This is a genomic window from Polaromonas sp. P1_E1_2 (genome assembly GCF_056406035.1).
On record NZ_JBFUAZ010000623.1, the window covers coordinates 1 to 2,459 of the forward strand.

Consider the following 2,459-nt stretch of genomic DNA (forward strand, 5'->3'; position numbering starts at 1 on the left):
GAGCGGCACAATTTCGCCGAGTTCGTGCCCATGTCGGCCAACAACGCCAAGGACATCGAGCGCCTGTTCGGCATTTGCGAAAAATACTTGCCGGTGCAGCCCTGGATGTACGGTGCCGACGAACTGACCGACCGTAGCGACCGCTTCATGGCCGCCGAAATCATCCGCGAAAAGCTGTTCCGCCTGACGGGCGACGAGCTTCCCTATACCTCCACCGTCATCATTGACCAGTACGAAGAGGAGGGCAATTTGCGAAAAATTGCCGCCACTATCGTGGTCGAGCGCGACGGCCACAAGGGCATGATCATTGGCGAGAAGGGCGAAAAGCTCAAGCGCATCGRCACTGAAGCCCGGCATGAGCTCGAAACCCTCACTGGCGGCAAGGTGTTCCTGGAGATCTGGGTCAAGGTCCGTTCGGGCTGGGCGGACGACGAGGCAAGGGTCAAGACCTTCGGGTATGAATGAGGCCCCCACGGTCGCTCACTTCGTGTAGTTCCCTGCCCCCCGAGGGGGCCGCCCGCCTGCGGCCTGGCAAAGCCAGTTCCGCGGCTCATGCTGGCCTGCCTTCTTTAAACCGTTTGAATCCCTGAACATGGCGACCAAGCGCATAGGCGACGAGCCGGCCTACGTCCTGCACCGCTACGACTGGAGTGAGTCCAGCCTGATTCTGGAGGTGTTTACCCGGAAATATGGCCGGGTGGCTCTGGTGGCGCGGGGGGCCAAAAAGCCGAGTTCCAGTTTCCGGCCGATCTTGTTGCCGCTACAGCCGCTGCATATCGCCTTTGGCGGCGATGCCGAAATCCGTACCCTGAAAAGCGCTGAGTGGCAGGGCGGCCACGTCATGCCCACGGGGGATGCCTTGCTGTCGGGTTATTACCTCAACGAGCTGCTCATGCGCCTGATGGCGCGTGACGACCCGCATCCGGTGCTGTTTGACGCCTACGCCGCCACGGTGCAATTGATCGCCGCACAAAGTGCCGAAACCCTGCAGCTGGCGCTGCGCGCGTTTGAGCTGCGGCTGCTGCGCGACATCGGCCTTTTACCCCTGCTGGACGCCGAAACCGCCACGCTGGCGCCGCTCGATCCGGACACCCGCTATGTGCTGGTGCCAGAGGCGGGGCTCCGGCAAGCGCACGACGACGATCGCGTCAGCCTGCCCGGCGGGCAATGGCAGGCGCTGCAACAGGCGCTGGGTGACGAGGCGCTGTTCTCTGACACGGTACGGGCCTGTATCCCCGGTTTCAATGAGCTTAAAACCCAGTTGCGCGGGCTGCTGCACTACCATTGCGGCGTCAAGGTCCTGAAAAYCCGGCAGATGATGATGGACCTGCAAGCTTTCTAACGAGCAACCGCCATGAAACTCCTTTCGCCCGTTCCCCTCGTGTCCCATGTGTATGACAAGACCGCACTGTCGGTCAACGTCAACAAGGTCGCCTTGCTGCGCAACTCCCGGCACCTGGACATTCCCAGCGTGCGGCGCGCCGCCGAGCTGTGCCTGGAGGCCGGCGCCCAAGGCATCACGGTGCACCCGCGGCCCGACGAGCGGCATATCCGCCGTGACGACGTCTTTGAACTCGCCGCGCTGATGAAGGACTGGCCAGACCGCGAATTCAACATCGAAGGCAACCCGCTCCAGAACCTGATGGGCTTTGTGCACGATCTGGCCGCCAGGGGCCTGCCGCTGCACCAGTGCACTTTTGTGCCCGACAGCGAGGACCAGTTCACCAGCGACCATGGCTGGAATTTCCCCGAAGACGCGGAGCGCCTGCAGCCCCTGATAGAACAGGTGCATGACCGCCGTGTGCGGGTCAGCCTTTTCATGGACCCGGTTCCCGAAGCCATGGCAGCAGCCAAGGCCGTGGGCGCCGACCGGGTGGAGTTTTATACCGAGACCTACGCGCGCGCTTGGCCCACCCCTGAAAAGGCCGAAGTCCTGGCGCGCTTTACCCGTGCGGGCCAGGCCGCCGCGGCAGCCGGCCTGGGCATCAACGCCGGCCACGACCTGAACTGCGACAACCTCACGGAGTTTGTGCGCGAAGTCCCCGGCGTGCTGGAGGTGTCGATAGGCCACGCTTTTGTTGCCGACGCGCTCGAGTTGGGTTACGCCGCGACCACCAGGCGTTACCTGCTTAGCATCACCCAGGCATTCGCCCCCGCATGAGTGGAGCCCCCACGGTCGCCCACTGCGTGTGGCTTCCTGCCCCCCGAGGGGGCCGCCCGCCTGCGGCCCGGCGAAGCCGGTTCCGCGGCTCATGCTGGCTTTTTGCGTGTCACTTTGCGGCGATTGGGTGCTAGATGATTTACGGTATTGGAACTGACATCTGCGACGTGCGCCGCATCCGCGCCAGCCTTGAGAGGCATGGCGAACGGTTTGCCCGCAGGATCCTGAGCGACGGTGAACTTGCCACCTGGAAACACCGCAGCGCGCGCTGGCCCGACCGCGGCGTCAGCTACCTTGC

General features: G+C 63.7%; 4 protein-coding genes. All 4 read left to right on the top strand.

Features of this window, described 5'->3' with window-relative positions:
* Positions 1-465: GTPase Era (gene era, locus AC1D1P_RS20865; protein ID WP_477674279.1), on the top strand; the 465-nt coding region annotated here is incomplete at its 5' end.
* A 127-nt stretch (positions 466-592) separates the two neighbouring features.
* Positions 593-1,342, top strand: a complete 750-nt coding sequence (gene recO / locus AC1D1P_RS20870; protein WP_477674280.1) for a DNA repair protein RecO — start codon at positions 593-595, stop codon at positions 1,340-1,342.
* A gap of 12 nt (positions 1,343-1,354) precedes the next feature.
* A complete protein-coding gene (locus AC1D1P_RS20875; protein ID WP_477671324.1) occupies positions 1,355-2,161 on the top strand; it encodes a pyridoxine 5'-phosphate synthase in 807 nt (268 codons plus the stop codon).
* Between the two features lie 134 nt (positions 2,162-2,295).
* Positions 2,296-2,459: 4'-phosphopantetheinyl transferase superfamily protein (locus tag AC1D1P_RS20880; RefSeq protein ID WP_477674281.1), on the top strand; the 164-nt coding region annotated here is incomplete at its 3' end.

What these genes read in the sequence shown, in the direction of transcription:
- AC1D1P_RS20875 (WP_477671324.1), top strand. Translation starts at nt 1,355, where the DNA reads ATGAAACTCCTTTCGCCCGTTCCCCTCGTGTCCCATGTGTATGACAAG.